19 protein-coding genes, 3 pseudogenes and 1 riboswitch are annotated in these 20,963 nt (G+C 53.2%); of the genes and pseudogenes, 20 read left to right on the forward strand and 2 right to left on the reverse strand.

The genetic code is table 11. From position 1 onward, the window contains the following. The first annotated feature begins 17 nt into the window (after nucleotides 1–17). From XI25_RS14160 to XI25_RS14180, 5 genes are read left to right on the forward strand one after another with little or no spacing between them, the layout of a single operon-like run. Complete coding sequence (locus XI25_RS14160) at nucleotides 18–1,502, forward strand: rhamnulokinase (protein WP_046679152.1); 1,485 nt, start codon at nucleotides 18–20, stop codon at nucleotides 1,500–1,502. A 14-nt stretch (nucleotides 1,503–1,516) separates the two neighbouring features. Next, the gene (locus tag XI25_RS14165; protein WP_046679153.1) at nucleotides 1,517–2,293 is read left to right on the forward strand and encodes a DeoR/GlpR family DNA-binding transcription regulator; all 777 of its coding nucleotides are present in this window, start codon (nucleotides 1,517–1,519) and stop codon (nucleotides 2,291–2,293) included. A 20-nt stretch (nucleotides 2,294–2,313) separates the two neighbouring features. After that, nucleotides 2,314–3,066 carry a (Fe-S)-binding protein gene (locus tag XI25_RS14170; RefSeq protein WP_046679154.1) on the forward strand — a complete coding sequence of 251 codons (753 nt, stop codon included), beginning with the start codon at nucleotides 2,314–2,316 and terminating at the stop codon, nucleotides 3,064–3,066. A 20-nt stretch (nucleotides 3,067–3,086) separates the two neighbouring features. Next, the gene (locus XI25_RS14175; protein ID WP_046679183.1) at nucleotides 3,087–4,574 is read left to right on the forward strand and encodes a LutB/LldF family L-lactate oxidation iron-sulfur protein; all 1,488 of its coding nucleotides are present in this window, start codon (nucleotides 3,087–3,089) and stop codon (nucleotides 4,572–4,574) included. Continuing rightward, nucleotides 4,571–5,305 (forward strand): LutC/YkgG family protein, encoded by a 735-nt coding sequence (locus tag XI25_RS14180; RefSeq protein ID WP_046679155.1) that lies wholly within the window; start codon nucleotides 4,571–4,573, stop codon nucleotides 5,303–5,305. Before XI25_RS14175 ends, XI25_RS14180 begins: the two co-directional genes overlap by 4 nt. A 215-nt stretch (nucleotides 5,306–5,520) precedes the next feature. Here XI25_RS14180 and XI25_RS14190 read toward each other — a convergent pair whose 3' ends face one another. Continuing rightward, the gene (locus XI25_RS14190; protein ID WP_046679157.1) at nucleotides 5,521–6,375 is read right to left on the reverse strand and encodes an SDR family oxidoreductase; all 855 of its coding nucleotides are present in this window, start codon (nucleotides 6,373–6,375) and stop codon (nucleotides 5,521–5,523) included. Nucleotides 6,376–6,618: 243 nt separating this feature from the next. Here XI25_RS14190 and XI25_RS14195 point away from each other — a divergent pair, with 243 nt between their 5' ends. The 9 genes and pseudogenes from XI25_RS14195 (at nucleotide 6,619) to XI25_RS14235 (ending at nucleotide 12,758) form a co-directional block, all read left to right on the forward strand. Then, complete coding sequence (locus XI25_RS14195) at nucleotides 6,619–8,124, forward strand: UDP-N-acetylmuramoyl-L-alanyl-D-glutamate--2,6-diaminopimelate ligase (protein WP_046679158.1); 1,506 nt, start codon at nucleotides 6,619–6,621, stop codon at nucleotides 8,122–8,124. A 241-nt stretch (nucleotides 8,125–8,365) separates the two neighbouring features. Beyond that, nucleotides 8,366–8,908 (forward strand): PQQ-dependent sugar dehydrogenase, encoded by a 543-nt coding sequence (locus tag XI25_RS14200; protein WP_052759609.1) that lies wholly within the window; start codon nucleotides 8,366–8,368, stop codon nucleotides 8,906–8,908. 82 nt (nucleotides 8,909–8,990) lie between these two features. Beyond that, nucleotides 8,991–9,227 carry an indolepyruvate ferredoxin oxidoreductase subunit alpha gene (locus tag XI25_RS14205; RefSeq protein ID WP_046679159.1) on the forward strand — a complete coding sequence of 79 codons (237 nt, stop codon included), beginning with the start codon at nucleotides 8,991–8,993 and terminating at the stop codon, nucleotides 9,225–9,227. 220 nt (nucleotides 9,228–9,447) lie between these two features. Continuing rightward, nucleotides 9,448–9,777, forward strand: a complete 330-nt coding sequence (locus tag XI25_RS14210; protein WP_046679160.1) for a four-helix bundle copper-binding protein — start codon at nucleotides 9,448–9,450, stop codon at nucleotides 9,775–9,777. Between the two features lie 134 nt (nucleotides 9,778–9,911). Further along, nucleotides 9,912–10,043, forward strand: a riboswitch (cyclic di-AMP (ydaO/yuaA leader). 5 nt (nucleotides 10,044–10,048) lie between these two features. Further along, nucleotides 10,049–10,521, forward strand: a pseudogene (locus tag XI25_RS14215) (C40 family peptidase). 91 nt (nucleotides 10,522–10,612) lie between these two features. After that, nucleotides 10,613–10,909: an ArsR/SmtB family transcription factor gene (locus XI25_RS14220; RefSeq protein ID WP_046679184.1), complete on the forward strand. Its 297-nt coding sequence runs from the start codon at nucleotides 10,613–10,615 to the stop codon at nucleotides 10,907–10,909. Between the two features lie 43 nt (nucleotides 10,910–10,952). Then, a complete protein-coding gene (locus tag XI25_RS14225) occupies nucleotides 10,953–11,882 on the forward strand; it encodes a phosphotransferase (RefSeq protein WP_046679161.1) in 930 nt (309 codons plus the stop codon). Between the two features lie 51 nt (nucleotides 11,883–11,933). Then, on the forward strand, nucleotides 11,934–12,320 hold the full coding sequence (locus XI25_RS14230) for a 2Fe-2S iron-sulfur cluster-binding protein (RefSeq protein WP_082112363.1): 387 nt from the start codon (nucleotides 11,934–11,936) through the stop codon (nucleotides 12,318–12,320). Nucleotides 12,321–12,350: 30 nt separating this feature from the next. Then, nucleotides 12,351–12,758: a VOC family protein gene (locus XI25_RS14235; protein WP_046679162.1), complete on the forward strand. Its 408-nt coding sequence runs from the start codon at nucleotides 12,351–12,353 to the stop codon at nucleotides 12,756–12,758. Between the two features lie 216 nt (nucleotides 12,759–12,974). Here the strand turns inward: XI25_RS14235 and XI25_RS14240 are convergent, their stop codons facing one another. Then, entirely contained in the window at nucleotides 12,975–13,835 is an 861-nt protein-coding gene (locus tag XI25_RS14240) for an AraC family transcriptional regulator (protein ID WP_046679163.1), read from the reverse strand. 157 nt (nucleotides 13,836–13,992) lie between these two features. On the opposite strand from XI25_RS14240, the pseudogene XI25_RS14245 reads away from it, so the two are divergent. From XI25_RS14245 to XI25_RS33730, 6 genes and pseudogenes are all read left to right on the forward strand, one after another. Next, a pseudogene (locus tag XI25_RS14245) lies at nucleotides 13,993–15,781 on the forward strand (L-fucose isomerase). Nucleotides 15,782–15,811: 30 nt separating this feature from the next. Next, on the forward strand, nucleotides 15,812–16,471 hold the full coding sequence (locus XI25_RS14250) for a class II aldolase/adducin family protein (RefSeq protein ID WP_046679164.1): 660 nt from the start codon (nucleotides 15,812–15,814) through the stop codon (nucleotides 16,469–16,471). Continuing rightward, a complete protein-coding gene (locus XI25_RS14255; protein ID WP_046679165.1) occupies nucleotides 16,468–18,021 on the forward strand; it encodes a rhamnulokinase in 1,554 nt (517 codons plus the stop codon). Before XI25_RS14250 ends, XI25_RS14255 begins: the two co-directional genes overlap by 4 nt. Nucleotides 18,022–18,055: 34 nt before the next feature. Continuing rightward, complete coding sequence (gene fucU, locus XI25_RS14260; protein WP_046679166.1) at nucleotides 18,056–18,484, forward strand: L-fucose mutarotase; 429 nt, start codon at nucleotides 18,056–18,058, stop codon at nucleotides 18,482–18,484. A 675-nt stretch (nucleotides 18,485–19,159) separates the two neighbouring features. Next, nucleotides 19,160–19,826, forward strand: a pseudogene (locus tag XI25_RS33725) (reverse transcriptase domain-containing protein). A gap of 17 nt (nucleotides 19,827–19,843) precedes the next feature. Further along, entirely contained in the window at nucleotides 19,844–20,350 is a 507-nt protein-coding gene (locus tag XI25_RS33730; protein WP_200901425.1) for a group II intron maturase-specific domain-containing protein, read from the forward strand. Nucleotides 20,351–20,963 lie beyond the last annotated feature (613 nt).

Genomic DNA, 20,963 nt, shown 5'->3' on the forward strand with positions numbered 1-20,963 from the left:
GCGGGGTGGCCGTTAAAATGAGTATTCTTGCATTTGATCTTGGAGCAAGCAGCGGAAGGGCTATGATTGGCCGGCTGGACGATCACGGAATAAACGTTGAGGAGATTCACCGCTTTTCCAATGATCCGGTAAGGGTAGGCAACAGACTTCAATGGGACATTCTCCGCCTGTACCACGAAATCAAACAGGGCTTAATCATAGCCGGGCAGAAGAATATGGTGCCAGGTTCGATCGGAATCGACTCCTGGGCCGTGGACTTCGGACTAATCGACGAAGACGGGGAATTATTGGGGAATCCTTACCATTACCGGGATGCTCAAACGGGCGGAATGATGGAGGAGGTGCTGGGACGCATACCGGCTGCCGATCTATTCGGACAGACCGGCATTCAGTTTCTGCCGTTCAATACGATTTACCAGCTGGTGGCATTGAAAAAATTTCAGCCTTCCCGGCTCGCTAGTGCCAGCCGGTTATTAATGATTCCGGACTTGCTGCGGTACTTCCTGACCGGCGAAACGTTCGGCGAATTTACGAACGCTACGACGACGCAGCTGTACAATCCGCTTGCCGGCCAGTGGGACGGCGGCTTGATGAAAAGGCTTGGCATACCGGGTCATATCTTCCCAGCGGTTTTGCAACCGGGGATGGAGGCCGGGGGGCTGCGTCCGACCGTCAAGCAGGAGCTGGGGATTCCGGATATATCCGTATACACGGTTGCCGAACACGATACGGGCTCGGCGGTGGTAGCGGTCCCGGCGTTGGAACGCGAATTTGCCTACTTAAGCTGCGGGACCTGGTCGCTCATGGGAACCGAGGTTCGGCAGCCGGTGATCAGCGGCAAGGCCCGGGAGCTGAACTTTACGAATGAGGGAGGAGCCTACGGAAGCTACCGTCTCCTGAAGAACATTATGGGCTTGTGGATCCTTCAGGAAAGCCGCCGTGCCTGGGAGAAGAAAGGACTTTTGTATTCATTTCCCGAATTGGTTAAGATGGCACAGGGGGCGGCTCCGTTTAAAACGTATATCGATCCGGACGATGAGCTGTTTCTGCCGCCGGGCGACATGCCGTCAAGAATTCGGGAATATGCGGCCCGGACATCGCAGCCGGTTCCGGCGGAACCGGGCGAGGTGGTGCGCTGCATCCTGGAAAGTCTGGCACTCAAGTATCGGATGGTGCTTGACATGACCGAAGATCTGTCAGGAAACGAGTTCAGCGGACTTTATATGGTGGGGGGCGGAATTCACAACGAGTTTCTCTGTCAATGGACGGCCAACGCCATCGGCAAACCGGTATGGGCCGGCCCCGCGGAGGGCAGTGCCATCGGCAATTTGGCCGTGCAGTGGATTGCCCGCGGCGAAGTTACCGACATATGGGAAGCGCGCCGCCTGATACGCCGATCGTTCGGAGTTAAGACGTATGATCCGGAGCTTCGGACGGAATGGGAAGAGGCTTATGGTCAATTTCAGCGTTTGCTCGCCCTGAACGAACAAATTCAAAAGTAAGGATGTAGAGATTTATGCTGGTTGCAGAACGTTATGAGAAAATTGTACAGTTGGTCAACGAACGGGGAAGCATTCGGGTCACCGAGCTGAGCGAGATTTGCGGAGTCACGGAAGAAACCATCCGCCGCGATTTGGACCGGCTTGAGCAGTCCGGGCGTCTTCGCCGGTCTCATGGAGGCGCGGTCAGCATAAAGGATCTGCCGCCTTCGGGGCGTTCGCAGCCGGAAATCCCTTTTACGGAGCGCGAAATCATGCATGCCGAGGAGAAGCAGCGCATTGCTGAGGAAGCGGTGAAGCTGATCGAGCCGTATCAGCGAATTCTTCTGGACGCGAGTTCCACGGCCTGGTACATGGCCCGGTTGATTCCCGATTTTCCGCTTACCGTGCTGACCAATTCGATCAAGGCTGCGGCCGAGCTGGGCGGCAAGGAAAAGATCGAGGTCATTTCCACCGGCGGCATCATGGCGCACCGTTCCTTGTCTTTTGTAGGACCGATCGCAGAGCGGGCTTTGGATTCCTACCACGTCGACAAAGCCTTTGTTTCCTTTAAAGGAGTTCATCTCGAAAGGGGTCTCAGCGAGTCCAATGAGCTGCAGGCCCGGATTAAACATAAAATGGTGGGCATTGCCGATCAGGTTGTTTTGCTTGCGGATGCCAGCAAATTCGGGGCTCAGGCATTCAAGCAGGTGGCTGATCTGAGCTGTATCCATACGATCATAACAGATGCCCGGCTGACGCCCGAGGATGCCGCTCCTTATAAGGAACGGGGAATCGAGGTTATTTCGGTTTGACGGGTGAACGGGGGTGCGGTATGAAAATATCCTTATTCGTTACGTGTATAAGCGACGCCTTGTTTCCGCGGGTGACCGAGTCGATGCTTCGGCTCCTGGCCCGTTACGGGGTTCGGCTGGAATTTCCCGATATCCAAACCTGCTGCGGGCAGCCCGCTTATAACAGCGGTTATTGGGATGAGGCGCGAAAAAGCGCGGTTACCATTTTGGATGCTTTTGAGGACAGCGATTTCGTCGTTTCTCCATCGGGTTCCTGTACTTTCATGGTTCATCATTACGTCAGCCTGTTCAAGGACGATCCCGCCTATCTGAAAAAGGCCGAGAATCTGCAAAAGAAAACCTATGAGTTCACTCAATTCATGGTTCAAGTTCTGGGGATCACCGATGTCGGAGCCTATTTTCCGCACAAGGTCACCTATCATCCTTCCTGCCACGGCAGCCGTCTGCTGGGCGTTAAGAATGAACCGATGGAATTGATGCGGCACGTGAAGGGCCTGGAGTTCGTTCCGCTTCCATTCGCGGAGGACTGCTGCGGATTCGGGGGAACCTTCGCGGTGAAAATGGCGGATATATCCGGGGCGATGGTGACCGAAAAGGTCGACCATGTGATCGAGACGGAAGCCTCGGTGCTGGTCGGGCTCGACATGGCCTGCCTGATGAATATCGCCGGAAATCTCACGTATAGGGGAGAAAAGGTTCGGGTCATGCATTTGGCCGAGCTTTTGCACGAAGGCGTGATTCGGAACGAGCGGAAAGAGGTGAAGCAGGCGTGAGCACGGCGGATAAAAGCAGCATGAGCGTGAAGCAGCGATCACGTCTGGCATTGAACAACGATTTCTTGCGGAGCGCGGTCCGGTTCACGACGGAACGTCTGAGAAGCGGCAAGCTGCAGGCGTCTGCCGATCATGGCAACTGGGAAGCGTGGCGCGAGCGCGGCCGGCAAATCCGGCTGCACACGATCGCCCATCTGGACTATTATTTAAATATGTTTGCGGATAACGCCCGGGCGAACGGGGTTCACGTCCATTTTGCGGATACGGCGGAAGAGGCGGTGGAGCTGTCCTTGAAGATTGCCGAACGAAAGTCTGCCAAATCCGTGGTGAAGTCGAAGTCCATGGTATCCGAAGAGCTCCATCTCAACAAAGCCCTGGAATCCATCAGCGTCGAGGCGGTGGAGACCGACCTCGGGGAATATATTATTCAACTGGCCAATGAAGCGCCGTCGCATATCATTATCCCGGCCATTCACAAGAACCGCTACCAGATTGCGGATCTGTTGTCCAAGGAGGCCGGAGAAACCCTTCCGCCGGAAACCTCGGTGTTGGCCGGTTTTGTCAGGAACAAGCTCCGGGAAAAATTCCTGGATGCCGATATCGGAATGACGGGCTGCAATTTCGCCATTGCCGAAACAGGCTCGATGGTGCTGTTCGAGAACGAAGGAAATGCCCGGATGGTGACGACCGTCCCCAAAACGCAGATTACCCTGATGGGCATGGAACGGATTATCCCTTCGTGGAGCGATCTTGAGGTTATGGCTACCCTTTTGCCGAGATCGGCTACGGGTCAAAAGCTTACCGTGTACATGTCCGGGATTACGGGTCCCCGAAGGGAGCAGGACGGAGACGGTCCCGACGAAATGCATATCATCATCATCGACAATGGCCGTTCGCTGCAGCTCGGAGATCCCGAATTCCAGGAGCTTCTGAACTGCATCCGCTGCGGGGCCTGCCTCAATGCCTGTCCGGTGTACCGTCAAATCGGGGGGCATGCCTACGGCGGTACGTACAGCGGACCGATCGGAGCCGTGCTTACGCCGGCGCTGAAGAAAAATGTCGCCGAATGGGATGATATCGCCAACGCCTCCAGCTTGTGCGGTGCCTGCTACGAGGCTTGTCCGGTCAAGATCCCGCTGCATGACATGCTTGTCTCGCTGCGCCGCCGCAAGGTGGAGGCCGGTAGGGCGGGCAAGCTTGAAGGCGCGGGAATGAAAGGGTTTGCCGCGGTCATGAGCAGCTCCAAACGTTACCGTGCGGCAGTCCGGATCGGTCAAATCGGACAAAAGCTAGTCGTCCGAAAAGGGGAAATCCGGATGAAGGTTGGACCTCTGAAAGGGTGGAACGCTTACCGGGTGACGCCAAGCCTGCCGAAGTCATCCTTCCGGGAACGGTGGCCGACCTTGGAACAGGAAATTCGAACAGGCCTGACTCAGATGGATTCCGAAATCGAAAGCAAGCTGCGGCAGATCATCCGCGATCGCAATAAAGGAGGTGAGCCGTCATGAGCCCACAGGAAGACCGGGAGTGGCTGGCTGACCTTGAGGCCTTGTCCCGCAAGAAGCAGGAGGCTTTTATGGACGGGATCGCAGCGAAGCTCCAAAGGCCCAGAATCCGGGAGAAGCCGGAGCACCCGTATCGAGGGGCACCGGAGTTCTGGGAGCGTTTTAACTGGACGCCCGAAGAGCGGATCGAGCATTTTACCCGGAATTTTCAGGCGGCGGGCGGTCATGTGATTCATTTGTCCGACATGGAACAGGCAAGGCAGTTTATTGCGGGCAAGGCGTCTGAAATGGGGGCGGCAAGAATTCTCCGGCAGAATCTACCTTCATTAAACCGTCTCGGGCTGGAGGCGGTGCTTACAGGCCTGAAGATTGATGTGTGGGACGGGAAAAAGGAGGCGGATTGGCGCGCGATCGCGGCGGAGGCAGACTTCGGCGTCGTCGAAGCCGACTATGCCGCTGCTTATACCGGCTCGTTGGTGGTTATGTCTTCGGAGGACAAGGGAAGATCCGTCAGCCTTTTGCCTACCGTCCTGATTGCGATCATTCCGGTTCATCGCCTGAAAACGCGCCTCGGCGAGATTGTGAAGGAGTTCGATGAAGCGGGAAGAGAGGGGCTGCCGGCAGGCATTCATTTCATATCCGGGCCGAGCCGCTCGGCGGATATCGAGAATGACCTGACGATTGGCGTGCACGGTCCCGGCATCGTTTATGCTTTGCTTGTCGATCAGGTTTGAAAAAAAATTTGTTCATTGGCCGTCACATGGCAGTGATGTGAGTTTTAATGGCAATAGCCGCATGATCACTCAAATGAAAGGGCCGGTTGCGGATGCAGCCGGCCTTTGCACAGAAATATGGATCGTGAAATATGCCCTCGTCTTTATAGAAGGACAAGGGCGTCGTTTCCGCTTGTCCGGAAACCTGGAGATTGGAATTGTCCATCCATTAACATCTATTTTCCCCGCCGCGTCATCTCCGCAAGCCGGTCCCACTGCTCCTCGGTCACTTCCGCCAGCTCATTGAACTGCCCGGCGCCTTGAAGCCATTCGCCTCCGTCTATGGTGACGACTTCGCCGTTGATATAGCCTGCATAGTCCGATATGAGGAATGCGGCCAGGTGGCTCAGCTCTTCCGGTTTCCCGACCCGTGCTAGCGGCACGCGGTTGATCATCTTCTGCTCGAGTTCCGGCGTAGGCGACAGCCTGGACCAGGCTCCTTCGGTCGGGAACGGTCCGGGAGCGATCGCGACCTGACGGATTCCATAGGGGGCCCATTCCACGGCCAGCGAGCGCGTCAGAGCAAGCACGCCTGCCTTTGCGGCGGCCGAGGGCACGACATATCCGGAGCCGGTGGAAGCATAGGTAGTCACGATATTCAGCATGGTTCCGGGCTTTTCTTGTTCAATCCAACGTTTGCCCACTTCCAGAGTCATATAAAACGTTCCGTGGAGCACAATATCCAGCACGGCATCCACGGCGCGGTGGGATAAGCGTTCCGTAGGACTGATGAAGTTGCCCGCAGCATTATTTACGAGCACGTCAATCGACCCGAAGCGGCTCTCGGCCGCATCCACAAACGCCTGAACCTGGGAAGGATCCCTGACGTCGCAGCTCTTATAAAACACGTCATAACCGGGTTTTCCCATTTCTTCGGCAGCCTGTTTCAGAACCTCTTCGCGACGCCCGCAAATGGCAAGCCTCGCCCCCAGCTCCAAAAATTTTTCTCCCATCGCCCGGCCGAGACCGGTAGCCCCGCCGGTTATCAGTACCGTCTTGTTCTGCAGCAAATCCTTCGAAAACGGATCCATGCTTCCACGCTCCTTCAGATGGATTAAATACCAGAAAATACCGATCTATTTCAGACTAACATTAAGCGGCAAGAAAGGGAATATTACAAACTACAATAGGGAAAGAGAATCTTATAGGGGAAGTACGGCGCTGAAGTCAGATTTTTGGACACGCACTAAATTGGACACGCACTAAACGGCCGTGATTGCATGGATTCGTTATATCACTTGGGCGCAACTACATCATAAGGCGGGGACATTGCCATGAAGCTACATACCTTGATTCATTTCCTGGTCTTAAAACGGGTCGATGGCGACGAACATACGGAGATCACGAATATCGAGATCGACTCCAGAAGAGTAACGCCGGGCTCTTTGTTTGTATGCCTAAGCGGATATCGCACGGACGGGCATGAATTTGTCGCTGAAGCCGTAAATAACGGTGCCGTGGCGATCATGAGCGAAAAAAAGCTTCCGGCCCTGCCGTCCGGCGTTGTTTCGGTCATCGTACCCGACACCAAAAGGGTCCTCCCGATGCTGGCTCATGCCTTTTTCGGCCTTCCCTCCCAAAAACTGCGCTTGATCGGCATTACGGGGACCAACGGAAAGACGACGACCGCTCATATGATTGAGCATATTATGGATAAAACGGGTCATAAAACCGGATTGATTGGCACCTTGCACATGAAAATCGGAAATTACCGGGAAAAGACGCAAAATACGACCCCGGATGCCTTAAAGCTTCAAAGGTACCTCAAACGGATTGCCGATGAAGGCGGGGAGTATGCCGTGCTGGAAGTTTCATCCCACGGATTGGAAATGGGCAGGGTAACGGGCTGCCGCTTCCAAACGGTCGTATTCACGAATTTGAGCCACGACCATCTGGATTTTCATCATAATATGGAGAGCTACCGGAACAGCAAAGAGCTGTTATTCACGCGGCTGGGAAATGGTTTGGATCCGGCCCAAATCGCTGTTTTGAACGCCGATGATGAGGCGTCGCAATATTACGCCAACCGGACGGCGGTTCAAATCATCACGTACGGAATCCATGGGCATAGCGATATAAAGGCTACCGATATCCGACTGCAGGGAACGGAGACCCGGTTTCGTGCGGTTACCCCCTGGGGCAAGGCGGACTTGCAATTAAAGGTTCCCGGGCTTTATAACGTATATAACGCGCTTGCTGCCTTGACCGCGTGTGCGCTGGAGGGTTTACCGTTGCAGGCGGTCAAGGACGCCCTGGAAACCTTTGAAGGCGTCGATGGGCGATTTCAGGAAGTCTCTGCCGGGAAGGAATTCAAAATCACGGTGGATTATGCGCATAATCCGGGCGGATTAACGGCAGCATTGCAAACCGCCAGGCAATTGACGGCAGGCAAAATGATATGCGTCATGGGCTGCCGGGGAGAACGGGACCGGTTAAAACGTCCGCTGATGGCGAATATCGCGACAGCGTTTGCTGATTTTGTGTTTTTCACATCGGACAATCCGTCCAGCGAACATCCTGCCGACATTTTTGAAGAGATGAAACCCGGTTTGGCTTCAGCGCAGCCGTCCAGCTGGGAATTCGTCATCGACCGCAGGGAAGCTATTCACAAAGCGATTCAAATGGCCGGCAGAGAGGACAGGGTCGTCATTACCGGGAGAGGACATGAGACCGGGTTTGTCACGGCAGATCAAGTGGATCTTTTCAGCGACGCGGATATTGCGAAGGCTTGCGCGGAGCAGCACAACAAAGAGAACGTTCATATGATATCGGATATTTGAGTTGAAACTTGCAATTTAACATCCTGCTATTGCGGTTCTTCTTCGGTGATCATGAACTGCCTATTTGGCACTTGACCCCGAATTTTTCGGCAACCGGTCAAGCTTACGCTTATCATACGTATGATAATAATGGCGAAACGAATAATCGCGTTATCTTGATCCAACGTAAGAGGGGGGATGGGAGGAAGTTAAACCTTTTATCGAGGGAATCCCCGGCTCCAATGTGCATAACGGGGGGAGAATGGCGATCGGGCCGGATCTGCATCTATACATAACGACAGGGGATGCGGGAAACGGCGAACTGGCGCAGGCTGAAAGCAGCCTCGGCGGCAAAATTCTGCGAATGAAACTGGACGGGAAGGTCCCGGAGGATAACCCGGTATCCGGTTCCTATGTTTATTCAACCGGGCATCGCAATGCCCAAGGGCTGGCATGGAACGATGCAGGCCAATTGTACAATTCCGAGCATGGCCCTTCCGGCACGCCCGGCGGTCATGATGAGATCAATCACATTGAAGCGGGCAACGATTATGGCTGGCTAGGCATCATCGGGGATCAGGCGGGGAAAGGATTGACGACACCCGCATACCATACAGGTAGAGAGGACGATCGCGCCAATCGGGGATCCGCGGAAAACCCTCGGAGAAGGATGACCGACTACTGCTTTTGGAATAGGGCCGTCATCCTGGATATAAATTCTTATCGGAATTCATGGAATTGTGCTGCCCATGTATTGACAAATGATCTTCCATTAAACATAATTAATATATATTTTACTTTATAAAGTCTGATAGAGTTGCTTGGATGCACTTGATAAGACGTCAACCGGCGTAGAAGAGTATATGTGGAGAGAGGGGATTGTAAGCATGTATGTGATAGGCTCAGCCTGCATCGAAGAGAAAGCAGGGGAATGCGTTGATGTATGCCCGGTCGATTGTATCGAAGAAGGGGAAGACCAGTTCTATATCGATCCGGATGTGTGTATTTCTTGCGGAGCTTGCGAAGCTGCTTGTCCGGTAACCGCCATTTTCTACATCGATGATCTGCCGGAAGATGAGAAGCCTTACTATGAGAAGGCAGTGGAATATTACAAAAATAAATAATTCCGTATGTGCAATATACACCCTTCCTTTAGGGCGCCGGTCGCCTATTGAGGAGGGGTGTTTTGTTTTCCGGTCCCCAAAAACGGCAGTCGATCGTACCGTTCATCCTCCAAAAACGCAAATGTTCACAGCAACTTCACATAATCCACATAAATGCGGGGTAATGAGTACATAGCCCCGTTCATTCGGGCCACATACCGAACTTGAAAGGAGAATTATCATGTCCCATGAACAAATGCAGCAATGCATCGAGGAGTGTTTGCGGTGCATGCAGGCCTGCAACCGTTGTTATTCCGCCTGTCTGGAAGAGGACGATCTGAAGATGATGAAGGAATGCATTCGTCTTGACCGGGAATGTGCCGACCTTTGCGCTTTTGCAGCCCATGCGATGTCGATCAACAGCTCCTACGCAAAACAAATCTGCAAAGCTTGCGCCGATATTTGCGAGGCTTGCGGCCGCGAGTGCCAAAAACATAAGCATGACCATTGCCGACAGTGCGCGGATGCGTGCTTCAGGTGTGCCGAAGCTTGCCGTGCCATGGCAGCTTAAACGATAGAAAAACCGAACCTCCTGAAATATTAGGAGGTTTTTTCCCGTTTCAAAAATATTAATTACATTTTTGTTACGATAACGATTGACATATCACCTCAAAATATACTACATTATGAGAGGGTTACAAAAACTTAATCATTTTGCCGAATTTCAATAGGAAAACGGGGGAACCGATCCGGGTGAATTATTCTTGTAACAGAGGGAATATAGGTTACCTTCAACCGAACCCTTAGCTAACTCCGTAGGCACCGAAGGGAGAACGTATCTTTTGAAGAAGTTGTTTATTTCCATACTAGGATCCGCTCTTATTCTGTCCTCTGGGGCCGCAACAGCATTTGCCGATCAGCCGCAGCTGCAGAGCGAAGTTTCGCAATTGGTAGGCACGCCGTATAAATGGGGCGGAACAACGGTAAGCGGGTTCGACTGCTCCGGATTCATTCGATACATATTCGATAAATATGGTTTGGATTTGCACGCACCTCCGCATCCCAGGCACTGGTTGGCGTCCAAGTAGACAGGGAAGAGCTTCGTTTGGGAGACTTGGTATTCTTTAATACAAGCGGAAGCGGCATTTCCCATGCCGGCATTTACATCGGCAACGATGAGTTCGCCCATGCTTCCTCAAGCAGAGGCGTTAGAATCAGCAAATTGACCGAATCCTATTACCAAAACCGATATGTTACTGCCCGCCGGGTCATTGACCAAGAGAGCTATGTTCAAATGGTAGGCACGATCAACTAACATCGAAAAACGTACAAGCCTGCGATGAATTTCGCGGGCTTTTTGTGTATGATGGTAAGTAGGAGGTGGGCGCGTGATTCAACTGGAGGCCATGGCCGATTTATTAAAACTTCTTGGCGACAAGACCCGTCTTACGATCATAGCTTTGCTAAAAAACCGTGAAGAATTGTGCGTGTGCGATATCGTGGAATGTCTGCATACCACCCAGCCGAATGTGAGTCAGCATCTTCGCAAACTGAAAGCGGCCGACTTGGTGCGCGAAAGCCGGAGAGGTCAATGGGTGTATTACAGCCTGTCCCTGGAGGACAAGCCCTATTTGCAACGATTGATCGATGAGCTGCCGCCGATGGAACAGCCGGCAAACACATGCTGCCGGGACGAAGCGTAATCCAGTTTCCGGTGAACATTGAATGTCGGGGGAGTTTAAGAGAATGACTTATTTTTTTCAAGAAAAGATTTATGACTGGGGCAGTTGGGGGCAAGTCTATCAATCGAAAGAAGCTTTCATACCCTTGATTCAAGCGATCTTCGACGCAGAACACATCAAGCCGGACGGACCGGTATGCCATTTGAAGCCGGGCACGAACGCCGTGTTTAAAGCAGGTTCGTATGTGATTAAAATATTTGCTCCGAAAGAGTCGGGCCTGGACAGCGACCTTGATTTTGATACGGAGCGTTCGGCCATGCAGCGGGCCATTGATGCGGGCGTACGCACGCCGCGAATATTGGCGGCTTCTGCATTCAGCGACAAATACGAATTTAAATACATCCTGATGGATTATGTCGAAGGCGAAAGCGCGGGGGACGCCATGACTGCCCTATCCCGCGAGCAAAAACGGATTTTCGCCCAAAAGCTGCGGCAGATTCTGGGCAAGCTGAATCAGGCTCCGGACGCCCCGGTAAGTTATGCAGCTGCCATGGAAAAGGCTTTTCGCAACCAACGCTGGAATGAATTTTCTCAAGGGTTCAAAGGGCAAATGGCCGATTATTTGAAGGGGTATTCTCCGGGTCCAATGGTTCATGTTCATGGCGATTTAACCGGAGACAACATGATAATGGATTCGCGTTTCGATCTAACGGTCATAGACTTTGCGGACAGTTCGGTGTCCCCCCGGGAATATGAGTATCCGCCCATTGTGTTTGAACTGTTTCGAATGGATCGCGATTGTGTAAACGATTTCATGGATGCTTTACATATCCTTGCATCCGAGTTTGTGGAAAGGCTGTTTGCCGGGATTCTGCTTCATGATTTCGGCGCCGGTTTTGTGAAGGCCATATATGAGGAGCACGCAGGCAATAACATTGAACAACTTCAGGACCTGTATGAGATCAGGAGGCTGCTCGAACGGCATTTGCTGTAGGAGATCCAACTGCATAGAGGATGGCTAAATGGAGATGAGGAGGAAGGCCGCTTGTTTAAATTTTGGAAAGGCCGGAAGGAGAAAAATACGTCTCTCCCAACACAGGACATAAAGACAGAGGAGTTCAAAAAAGAAGGCGAGGCTATCATTCAGCTTCAGGGAAAGAACATTCAGCGGTTTGTCGTTCCGGTGGTCGGGTTAACGGTGCTGGAACTCGCGGAAAAAAATGAGGTCGACTGGAAATCCTTTTGCAAAAGAGGAATATGCGCCCGCTGCCGCTGTCATGTCAGCGAAGGCATGGAATTCCTGTCCGAACCCAATGAGGCGGAGGAGGCAAGACTGGATCCGGAAGAGATTGAAGAGGGCTACCGGTTAGGATGCCAAGCCCGGCTCGATCGGACGGGAGCCGTTACCGTTAAGCATTCGCCTTACTTTTAGAAGGCGCGCTATATAAGAGGAGGAATTATAATGAAAGCCGGTGAACAGGAAGAATTGCAAAAAACGAAGGGCCCGATCAAAAATAAAGTCGGAAGCCTATTCGTTCCCGTTCGGGACATAGAAAAATCGCGCGAATGGTACTGCAGTCTGCTGAGCATCCCTATGGAAGAATGCAGCATTCTAAACGGTCACTTATGCCCGCTGCCCATGGAGGGAACGGAGATTATTCTGGATACGATGCCGATGTGGGGCGGCAAAGAGCCTGGCGGAGCGCCGAACATACAGACGCCCGCTTTTATGCTGCTGACGAATGACCTGGAAGCTTCCTATGCTTTCGCCGGGGAGACCGGGGTGGAGCTTGTGACCGGCATTGAGCACGATCATTGGTTTGTCATTAAAGATCCCGACGGCAACCTGCTGATGGTGGCCCGGGAGTAGGAACCGGAAATAAACGGCGGGCTTAAGAAGGTGCATGTTTGGCGGCATAAGCGTAGTAGAACAGGAATAAAATCTGCAGCAGGATAATCCAATTCGTTGTTTTCGAATCATCAGGACAGAACGGAAACAGGGCGTTACGAAAAGCCGATATTACTCAGCTTCTCGTAACGCCCTGTTTGTGATTTTATAACGTAACAGCTGTGTGTGAGGAAAGTTTTACTTTCCCGTCCGGCCCCGTTCCGAATCGCGGTAAGAGCTTGGCGTCATGCCGGAGACCTTTTTGAACAGCATGGAGAAATATTTCTCGTTCCCGTAACCCACCTGTGAAGCGACCTCGTGCACCGGAAGGTCGGTATGCCCGAGGAGACGCTTGGCCTCTTCAATTCTGCGCGAGATCAGGTAGTTGAAGGGAGAGTCGCCCAGCTCTTTTTTGAACAAATGGGACAGATAATGCGGACTGACATAAAGCGTATCGGCGATATCCTTCAGGCTGATGCTCTGCGTGTAATTTTTGTCGATGAACTGCTTGGTTCGCAGGGCAATTTCATTGATGCCTTTATAGGCCTGGAATTGGAATTTGACGTCGACGATCCGGTAGATCACCGTAATCAACGACATTAAAAGGTTGGAAGTCAGCGTATCGTACCCGAGGACCTGGGATTCGCATTCCTGCAATATTTCCGACAGGTAGCTTTCTACCTTTATGGCATATTTTTCGCAGGGAATGACGGGTTCGACATGCGGAGGCAGCAGCATTCCTTGCGGGACCCCTTCAATATGAAGGTTGTCCACGCCGCAGTATACGATCTTGAAACTATCGGTTGTCCGCGAGCGCTCCTCGTGCGGAACTCCGGGGTTATAGATCGCCACGTCGCCCTGATGGAGTTCATAGTTCTTCCCGCCGATGTTGAATTCGCCGGACCCTTCCGCGATATAGATGATTTCGCAATAATCATGAATCTGCGGAGGGCCGTAGAAGGAGCGCTCATCCAGTACCTGGCCGGCAAACAGGAGTTCGGGAATTCGCTTAAACCGGAACTGGTCGCTTTTGCTGTGGGGTATTTCGATTTTTGGCACGGTTCATCCTCCATAACAAGCTGATAGACCCATTATATAATAAAGTTCACTCTATTGCTTTTTTGCTTGCGGCATACAACAATATTGTGGGTTATCGCATGACGGGAACCCCATTAGAATGGAAGTATCTCAGGTAAATTCAAGGAGGTACAATATAATGCTTGAAAGCGATTACAGATGGAAAGAGGGATTTCCGAAGATTGGGATCAGACCGACGATTGACGGCCGAAGAAAAGGAGTCCGGGAGTCGCTAGAAGATCAGACGATGAATCTGGCCAAGGCGGTTGCGGAATTGCTGACGAAGAGCCTGCGTTATCCGAACGGGCAGCCCGTGGAATGCGTGATTGCCGATACCTGCATTGGCGGGGTTGCGGAAGCTGCCGCAGCCGCCAAAAAATTCAAAAACTCCGAGGTTGGCCTAAGCATCACCGTGACGCCTTGCTGGTGTTACGGAACGGAAACGATGGATACCGATCCTACCATTCCGAAAGCGGTCTGGGGCTTCAACGGCACCGGCAGACCGGGTGCAGTCTATTTGGCGGCCGTTCTCTCGGCTCATGCCCAGAAAGGACTCCCGGCATTCGGCATTTACGGCGAGGACGTCCAGGACGAAGGAGACAGCGTCATTCCGGCCGATGTCCAGGAAAAGCTGCTTCGCTTTGCCAGAGGAGGGTTAGCCGCCGCCTATATACGCGGCAAGTCCTATCTGTCCATGGGCTCCGTTTCCATGGGAATAGCGGGATCCATTGTGGACGACTCGTTCTTCCAGGAATACCTCGCATGCGAAACGAATACGTGGATATGAGCGAGTTTACGCGCCGTCTTGAAGAGGGCATTTACGACCCTGAAGAATATGAAGCCGCTCTGAAATGGGTGAAAGCGAACTGCAAAGAAGGCAAAGACAACAATCCCGAATCGCTGCAGACCAGCCGCGAGCGTAAAGATTGGGAATGGGAAACGGTCGTGAAAATGACGCTGATTACCCGGGACCTGATGATCGGCAACCCGCGTCTGGCGAGCTCGGCTTCAAGGAAGAGGCCGAGGGCCATTATGCGATCGCATCCGGATTCCAAGGCCAGCGCCAGTGGACGGACCATTCGCCGAACGGGGACTTCCTGGAAACGATGCTTAATTCCTCGTTCGACTGGAACGGCAAGCGCTCCCCTTATATCGTGGCCACGGAGAACGACAGTTTGAACGGCGTGAACATGCTGTTTGGTTATTTGCTGACCAACACCGCCCAGATTTTCGCGGATGTCAGAACTTACTGGAGCCCCGCTTCCGTAAAACGCGTCACAGGCTACGAGCTCGAAGGACGTGCGGCAGGCGGCATTCTTCACCTGATCAACTCGGGTTCCGCCGCTTTGGACGGAACGGGAGAGCAAGAACGGGACGGACAGCCGGCCTTAAAGCCTTTCTGGGAGATCGCGGACGAGGAAGTGGAAAGAACCCTGAAGGCCACGCAGTGGAGACCGGCCTCCGTTGAATATTTCAGGGGCGGCGGTTTCTCGACGGATTACCTGACCCGCGGCGGCATGCCGATGACGATGTCCCGTCTCAATCTGGTGAAAGGCCTTGGGCCTGTTCTGCAAATTGCGGAAGGTTATTCCGTCGAACTGCCGGACCATGTTCACGATACGCTTGACAAGCGTACGGACCCTACGTGGCCGACAACCTGGTTCGTTCCGAATATTACCGGACATGGCGCATTTACAAGCGTGTACGAAGTCATGAACAATTGGGGAGCAAACCACGGTGTTATCAGCTACGGACACATTGGGGCCGATTTGATTACCTTGGCTTCGATTTTGCGGATTCCGGTGAATATGCACAACGTGCCGGCTGAAAAGGTGTTCCGTCCGAGAGCCTGGGGCATGTTCGGAACGGAGCACCCGGAAAGCGCCGATTTCCGTGCCTGCCAGACATTCGGCCCGTTGTATAAATAAACGTCGCATCATAGAGAGGGAGAGGCCTGTATGCTAAACATGGAAACGCGAAACGAGCTGTGCAAATACGCCCGTAAAATCGTGGATAACGGATTGGTGGTTGGACCCGGCGGCAATATCAGCGCCAGGGCGGGAGATAAAATGTACTTGTCTCCAAGCGGATTTGCGCTGGAGGAGATCGCGCCGGAGCAGTGGATCGAAGTGGATATTCCGACCGGCGAAATTACGGATATCGGGCTGCGCCCGTCTTCCGAGGTGCTGATGCATCTTTACGGTTACCGGGTCAATCCGAACATCGGGGCGATGGTGCATACCCACCCATCGAACTGCATCGCCTTTACGCTGATTGAGCAGGAACTGCCGATCATGTTTCCCGACCAGGCGGCTCTCGTCGGCAGAACCGCATATATTCCGTATATCATACCGACGACCGACCTGCTGGCGAATGCCGTTGCCGAAAAGGTGAATGCGGCCAGCTCCATTCTTCTGGGTAATCACGGTCTGGTCACGACCGGAAGAAATCTCCGGGAGGCTTATTACCGGACCCAGGTCGTGGAAGAGAGCGCGAAAATTTATCTCAGCGCGCGGGCCGCAGGCAAGCCCAAGCCGCTGACCGATCAGGAAGTGGACGAAATCGCCGCGCTCGAAAGCGAGGATTACCGGATCCAGCTGCTTCAGAAGATGAAATGATCGAGCCTCAACAACATGGAAAGGCGGTGCCTTTGGTGAAGGATACTTCTGCGGTGCTTGCTTTCGATATGGGGGCAAGCAGCGGCCGGGCTTTGATCGGTGAGATCATTCCGCAGGAGCAAGGGGAGCCCGGGCTGCTCAAAATTACGGAAATCCACCGTTTTCCGAACGTGCCGGTACAAATCGGCAACCATCTGCATTGGAACATCGCTTCCCTGTTCCAGGAAGTAAAGCACGGAATTAAAAAAGCCTTTCAATCGGGCTATCGCCCGGAAAGCTACGGGATGGACACCTGGGGCGTGGATTTTGGCCTTATCGACAGAAACGGCGAGTTGGCAGGCATCCCATATCACTACCGGGACAATCAAACGGCCGGCATGGTCGAGGAGACCTGCGCGCAGGTCGGACGGCAGCGGCTTTTCGAGGAGAGCGGGCTGGAGTTCATGCCCTTCAACACGATCTATCAACTGAACGCGATGGTCAAAGCGAACTCCCCGCTGCTTGAGATTGCCGATAAACTTCTGCTGACGCCCGATCTGATGCATTACTTCTTGACCGGGCAGCAGGTCTGCGAATTTACGATGGCGACGACGACCCAGCTGTACCATGTCCGGGACCGGAAGTGGAATGTTCCGCTGATGGAGGAGCTCGGTCTCCGGCCATCGATGTTCCTGGATCCGGTTGACCCGGGCACCGTGATCGGCGTACTGCGGGAAGAGGTGTGCCGGGAGCTGAACGTTCCGGCGATCCGGGGGATTGCCGTCGCTTCCCATGATACGGAATCCGCCGTCGTTGCGGTTCCTGCCGAATCCGAAACGTTTGCCTATCTGGTATGCGGTACTTGGTCCCTTCTGGGCACCGAACTGAAGGATCCGCTGATTCATCCCGATGTGCTGGACCTGGAATTTTCCAACGAGGGCGGGGCTTACGGAACGTTTCAGCTGCTCAAAAACATTATGGGATTGTGGATTTTGCAGGAATGCAAGCGCCAGTGGGACGCAGAAGGCGAAGTTTATTCCTTTGCCGAACTGGTTGAGCTTGCCCAAGCGTCGGCAGCGTTCCGTGCATTCATTGATCCGGACGATTTGCGCTTCATGAACCCGCCGGACATGACCGCCAGCATCCTTGAATACTGCCGCGAAACCGGTCAATCCGAGCCGGGCAGCAAAGGAGAGATCGTTCGCTGTATTTTGGAAAGTCTGGCCCTCCGTTACCGCGAAGTGATGGAGCGGATGGAACAGCTGACCGGCCAAACCTATGCCGGACTGCATATGGTCGGCGGCGGCATTCAAAATGAACTGCTCTGCCGTTTTACCGCCAATGCGCTGGGACGGACGGTATGGGCGGGACCGGTGGAGGCCAGCGCCATCGGCAATATGGTGGTCCAGTTTATCGCAAACGGGGTCATCCGGGATCGGAAAGAGGGAATGGAGCTTGTAAAAAGATCTTTCCCGATCTCGGCCTACGAGCCGGAAAGCCGGCAAGAATGGGACGCAGCGTATGAGCGATACCGGGAGATCGCCGGTCGTATGCGCCTTAAGCATCCATAACTTAATATTCAGGTCGTTGGAAAGGCGGGCCGATATGTTAAAAGGAATATCCAGCTTGATTCCACCGGATTTATTGAAAATTTTGATGGAGATGGGTCACGCCGACGAAATCGTCCTCGGCGATGGGAATTTTCCTGCCGCCAGTCATGCCCGGCGCCTTGTCCGCTGCGACGGGCACGGAGTTCCGGAGCTGCTGGATGCCGTGTTGGCCCTTTTTCCGCTCGATGTCTACGTGAAATCCCCGGTCGCCTTGATGGCGGTCACGCCGGGCGACCCCGTGGAAACCCCCGTTTGGGAAGAGTACCGGAAGATTGTTCGAAAACATCACCCTGCAGAGATCGAACTGGAGGAGATGGAACGCGCCGCATTCTATGAGCGTGCCAAGCAAGCTTACGCCATCGTCTCTACAGGGGAAAGGGCGCTGTACGCCAACATTATTCTTAAGAAGGGCGTTGTCGTATAGGCCTGCCTAAACTTCTTAAACCCGCTGACTGGTTCAGCGGGTTTTTCGTGTGCGCCCGGCATGGGCGATAACTCGGCGGTGAAAGTCCGCTACAGGCTTGGCAGTAGGAACTGTTAGCCAAAGGCAAGGGCGTCGGCCGTGAGGCCGAATCTGAAGGAAGCCGGAGGCAAACCCTCGGTCTGACGAACAGAAATCACATCGAAGGCATGATGGGACGGACGAGCTTGCACGACAAAGCAAAGTCCAATACTGCCCGAATCCCATCCTGTAAATGTGGCAGATAGATGAGGGGAAGGTTATCGCTCTTACCCGGGGAGGTCTCACAGACGTGGAGTAGGAAAAAAAAAAATCCGAAAGACGGAGTAAAGCTTGCTGTGAGAAGTCAGCAGAAGCCATAGTACCGGAAGTTTCTTTCGGGAAGGGCTGAACAATCGTAAGTCTTGAGTACATACCGAAAGGAGAATCGGTGCGATGAAAGCAGAATACCGAAAGGGCTGCCTGCAAAGAGATAGCGTGGAACGCGAAGGGTATGCAGGAGCGCGGAGCATCGAAGCTCGGGAAAGTAGAGAAAGAGACGGTGCAAACGACCTGCTAGGACGGATACTGGACAGAGATAATCTGAACAGAGCCTACAAGCAGGTCAAGCAAAACCACGGAGCGCCGGGAATCGACGGAATGACCGTTGAGGCGGCACTGCCGTGGCTAAGGGAAAACAGAGAGGAACTCTTGCAGAGCATCCGGAGTGGCAGGTACAAGCCCAGCCCGGTACGGCGCAAGGAAATCCCCAAACCAGACGGAAGCGGCATACGAAAGCTAGGAATCCCGACCGTAGTGGACCGGGTGATCCAGCAAGCGATCGCCCAGCAATTGCAACCGCGGTTCGAGCCGCTCTTCTCGGATGGAAGCTACGGCTACCGCCCCGGGCGAAGCGCGCAGCAAGCCATTCGAAAAGTAAAGGCTTATGCGGAGCAGGGATACGGCTACGCGGCAGAAATCGACCTGTCGAGATACTTCGACACGCTGAACCATGAGTTGCTTCTGAGCCTCTTGCGCAAACAAATCCAGGATAAGCGCGTAATCGACCTGATCAAGAAGTACCTGAAAAGCGGAGTCATGGAAAACGGAGTGCGCCGCGAAACGGAAGAAGGTTCCCCTCAGGGTGGGCCGCTGTCGCCACTTCTGCATCTACCTGAACGAATTCGATCAGGAGATGAAAAGCCGGGGCGTAACAGTTATCCGCTATGCGGACGACATCGTCGTGCTCGCCAAGAGTAAACGCGCCGCGATGCGACTTCTGGAATCAAGCCGGAGGTATTTGGAAAACCGTCTAAGCTCCAGATGAATGCGCAGAAAAGCAAGGTGGTTAGCGTTGTAGCACAGAAGCACTTCAAATTCCTCGGTTTTGCGTTAGGAAAGAAGGGAAAGGGCGTATACATACGTGTACACCGCCAATCTCTCATCAAGGCAAAGAAGAAGCTGAAAGAGCTAACAAGCCGAAGCCAAGGCAGGGATGCCCGACAGGTGATGGAAAGCGTAAAAGTCTACATTCGTGGATGGATCGGCTATTTCTATATAGCTGACATGAAGCGAATCCTGCAAAGCTGGAATGAATGGTTGAGAAGACGAATGCGGATGTACATCTGGAAACAGTGGAAGAAGCCGAAGACGAAGGGGCAGAACTTGCGAAAGCTGGGAATACCGGAGTGGCAGGCTCGCCAATGGGGAAATACCCGTCTGGGCTACTGGCGTATTGCCGGAAGCGCAGTGCTGAATCGCTCTGTAACAAACGAAAGACTCGCACAGACAGGGTATTATGACTTCCCTGCCCAGTACGAGCGCCTTCGCCAATTGCACTTAAGCGATTGAACCGCCGTATACCGAACGGTACGTACGGTGGTGGTGTGCTGTGAAAGGCACATCAGAGATGAGGGAAGGCCCCTCGACGGGGATCGAGTCAGGCGAATCCGTTAAACAGCCCTAAGCTGCTGCAATAAAGAGTTGTGGTAGTGAGCGTTTAGGGAAAAGGTTGCCATAAGCAATCATGTGGGATATGCAAAGATGAACGAAAGTGAACTGCCGATGAAGTATCGATAGCGTAAAACTTTGTCAAAACCTGTTGTTCACCACTAGGCAGGGAAAAGAGCAGAAGTAGACCTGGAGGCTGACTGCTCGGCAAACGGTATTAAGGCAGCATGAGTGCATAACAGGCTCTGATGTGAAACACAGGAACCTGCATCACGATGGTAAGTGAAAAGACACAAGTCACAGAAAGGCGAGGTCGAAATAGCAAAGCGTTGATGCAGGGGCGGAGGCGCCTGTAGTAGTCATGAAATTGCTGTAATGGCAATGGAGCGAAGGGGCGCCATCATTCAGCTCGAAGCAGAGAACAACTGGTTAACAGGAGGATTCGATGAAAGAGAGCAAGCCATTTAACATTCCAAAGCAGGTAGTTATGACAGCATTTAAGAGAGTCAAAGCG

This window comes from Paenibacillus sp. DMB20 (assembly GCF_000987955.1).
In the GTDB taxonomy this organism is placed as follows: Bacteria; Bacillota; Bacilli; order Paenibacillales; family Paenibacillaceae; genus Paenibacillus_AQ.

Excerpts from the sequence above, each read along its gene's own strand:
- XI25_RS14160 (WP_046679152.1), top strand. The coding sequence starts at position 18 with ATGAGTATTCTTGCATTTGATCTTGGAGCAAGCAGCGGAAGGGCTATG.
- XI25_RS14165 (WP_046679153.1), top strand. The coding sequence starts at position 1,517 with ATGCTGGTTGCAGAACGTTATGAGAAAATTGTACAGTTGGTCAACGAA.
- XI25_RS14170 (WP_046679154.1), top strand. The coding sequence starts at position 2,314 with ATGAAAATATCCTTATTCGTTACGTGTATAAGCGACGCCTTGTTTCCG.
- XI25_RS14175 (WP_046679183.1), top strand. The coding sequence starts at position 3,087 with ATGAGCGTGAAGCAGCGATCACGTCTGGCATTGAACAACGATTTCTTG.
- XI25_RS14180 (WP_046679155.1), top strand. The coding sequence starts at position 4,571 with ATGAGCCCACAGGAAGACCGGGAGTGGCTGGCTGACCTTGAGGCCTTG.
- XI25_RS14190 (WP_046679157.1), bottom strand. The coding sequence starts at position 6,375 with ATGGATCCGTTTTCGAAGGATTTGCTGCAGAACAAGACGGTACTGATA.
- XI25_RS14195 (WP_046679158.1), top strand. The coding sequence starts at position 6,619 with ATGAAGCTACATACCTTGATTCATTTCCTGGTCTTAAAACGGGTCGAT.
- XI25_RS14200 (WP_052759609.1), top strand. The coding sequence starts at position 8,366 with ATGGCGATCGGGCCGGATCTGCATCTATACATAACGACAGGGGATGCG.
- XI25_RS14205 (WP_046679159.1), top strand. The coding sequence starts at position 8,991 with ATGTATGTGATAGGCTCAGCCTGCATCGAAGAGAAAGCAGGGGAATGC.
- XI25_RS14210 (WP_046679160.1), top strand. The coding sequence starts at position 9,448 with ATGTCCCATGAACAAATGCAGCAATGCATCGAGGAGTGTTTGCGGTGC.
- XI25_RS14220 (WP_046679184.1), top strand. The coding sequence starts at position 10,613 with ATGGCCGATTTATTAAAACTTCTTGGCGACAAGACCCGTCTTACGATC.
- XI25_RS14225 (WP_046679161.1), top strand. The coding sequence starts at position 10,953 with ATGACTTATTTTTTTCAAGAAAAGATTTATGACTGGGGCAGTTGGGGG.
- XI25_RS14235 (WP_046679162.1), top strand. The coding sequence starts at position 12,351 with ATGAAAGCCGGTGAACAGGAAGAATTGCAAAAAACGAAGGGCCCGATC.
- XI25_RS14250 (WP_046679164.1), top strand. The coding sequence starts at position 15,812 with ATGCTAAACATGGAAACGCGAAACGAGCTGTGCAAATACGCCCGTAAA.
- XI25_RS14255 (WP_046679165.1), top strand. The coding sequence starts at position 16,468 with ATGATCGAGCCTCAACAACATGGAAAGGCGGTGCCTTTGGTGAAGGAT.
- fucU (WP_046679166.1), top strand. The coding sequence starts at position 18,056 with ATGTTAAAAGGAATATCCAGCTTGATTCCACCGGATTTATTGAAAATT.